The following is a 530-nucleotide window of genomic DNA, read 5'->3' as shown; positions in this document are numbered from 1 at the left end:
CAGGGAATACGCCTGATCGATGCAGGTCAAGGGGGCCACGAAGTGCCGCCGATCCAAATCGACCATCCGTCGAAGTAAGCCGCGATGGCGAACTGCTGGGCGGTGTTTGCCCCGACGGCAGGCCCTCCGGAGCTCTCGCCGGCGAATATGTCGGGGCGTCAGGTGACGGCTCCCTCGGCTAGGGCGTCGGCGTCAACGTCCTTGCCTGTGGCTCGGGACGGTCATTTGCGTTGCAGCCAGCTTCGGTAGAGGGCTCAGTAGCTATCAATGTGACCGTCGGCCTTTCCTGGCTCCGACTGCGTCCGATCTATTGAATCGCCGCCGTCGGATCGCCGTTTGAAATTGGATATCGGTGCAGGTGCTTGCGATATCGCAGCCGAAAGCACGGAAGAATTTCGCGAGGGGTCGTTGAAGACGACGTGAGTTTGCTTTCGGGCCTCGACCGGTTGCTGATGGCTTGGACGCGGCTCGTGATGCCGGAAACGCATAGCAGCCCGCTGAGAAAGCAAATCGGGGAGACGCCGGTGTCA

At 61.3% G+C, this 530-nt stretch carries 1 pseudogene; it reads left to right on the top strand.

The features are described 5' to 3' along the window. Positions 1-194: 194 nt before the first annotated feature. A pseudogene (locus tag O7A61_RS32680) lies at positions 195-314 on the top strand (DUF992 domain-containing protein); the annotation flags it as partial. Positions 315-530 lie beyond the last annotated feature (216 nt).

The organism is Mesorhizobium sp. Cs1321R2N1 (assembly GCF_037179725.1).
In the GTDB taxonomy this organism is placed as follows: domain Bacteria; phylum Pseudomonadota; class Alphaproteobacteria; order Rhizobiales; family Rhizobiaceae; genus Mesorhizobium; species Mesorhizobium salmacidum.
Note: the sequence above shows the minus strand (reverse complement) of the source record. Positions and strands in the feature narration are given on the sequence as shown.